Genomic DNA, 1,400 nt, shown 5'->3' with positions numbered 1-1,400 from the left:
TAAGTGACTGTGAGGATTGTTGTGGCTGGTCTGGGACTGGCTGGCAGAGTGGGTATTGGCCGTGCTGCCCCTTGGATGTGACTCAGTAAGTGACTGGCCCCGCAAGGGTGTCCTGGAGTGGGATCTGTCCATCCGAGGGGTGGGGCGGCCGGTACCGCCCGGCCCACCTCGGTAACTTGATCAGAAGGTTGTCCGCCCGCTAGGGCGTGACTCGTCACAGTGTTGTTCCGAAGTGACCTCTACCCGGACTGGTACSGGCCGTTGACGGCCCTGACCGTATCCGCGAATAGAGGAAGGTGCCAGAACCGCTATGACTATCGTTGCGCATTCCCGTCCGTTTGTCGTCGGCGTCGACACGCACGCCAGGAACCATGTCTACGCCATCATCACCGCAAGTACTGGTGAGTTGATCGCTACCCGGGACTTCCCGGCCACCGGGGCCGGCATCAACCGCTCGATCGCCTGGGTCGCGCGCCACACCGGCGCTGACCTGGGGACTTTATGGGTGATCGAGGGAACCGGCTCATACGGTGCCCTGCTGGCCGGTGCMGCCGGRGCGGCCGGCTACCAGGTTGCCGAAGCCGCGCGCATGGATGCCCGGCACAGTGTCGGAAAATCCGAYCCGCTCGACGCGCACCGGATCGCCGCAGCCGTCCTCCCCCTGGATGAGCAGCACCTGCGCCGGCCACGGCTCAATGAAGGGGTCCGCGCCGCCTTACGCGTCCTGGTCACCGCACGGGACTCCATGACCACCGAACGCACCAGGGCCGTGAACGCGCTGACCGCCCTGCTGCGCGTCAACGACCTCGGCCTGGACGCCCGTAAACCCCTGACCGGAGCCCAGATCGCCGACGTGACCCGGTGGAGGGCCCGGGACGAACCACTGGCCGCCTCCATTGCCCGCTCCGAAGCCGTCCGGCTAGCCCAACGCGTCACCGGACTCGACGCGGAGATCAAGACCAACACCACCCGGATCACCGAGCTGGTCAAGATCAGCGACGCAGCGCCCCTGCTGCAGGAAACCGGCTTCGGTCCCGTCACCGCCGCCATCTGCCTGACCGCATGGTCCCACCACGGACGGGTCCGCTCCGAAGCGGCATTCGCCTCCCTGGCCGGAGTCAACCCCATTCCTGCCTCATCCGGTAACACCGTCAGGCACAGACTCAACCGCGGCGGTGACAGAACACTGAACAAAGCCCTGCACATGGTCGCCCTGAGCCGGATGACCTTCGACCCCGCCACCGTCGACTACGTCCGCAAACGCAAAGCCGAGGGACGAACCACAAAGGAGATCCGCCGGTGCGTGAAACGCTACCTCGCCCGGCGGATCTACCGAACCCTCAACGCCCCAAACCCCGGCCCTTGCCACGCTTGACAACCATAGAAGGATCCCCGCGTTG

1 protein-coding gene is annotated in these 1,400 nt (G+C 65.7%); it reads left to right on the top strand.

Translation table 11 applies throughout. The annotated features are described in order from the left end of the window. Positions 1-310 precede the first annotated feature (310 nt). Positions 311-1,375: an IS110 family RNA-guided transposase gene (locus AC1DCM_RS26490; RefSeq protein ID WP_477520317.1), complete on the top strand. Its 1,065-nt coding sequence runs from the start codon at positions 311-313 to the stop codon at positions 1,373-1,375. Positions 1,376-1,400 lie beyond the last annotated feature (25 nt).

The organism is Paenarthrobacter sp. 10N417 (genome assembly GCF_056394745.1).
Note: the sequence above shows the minus strand (reverse complement) of the source record. Positions and strands in the feature narration are given on the sequence as shown.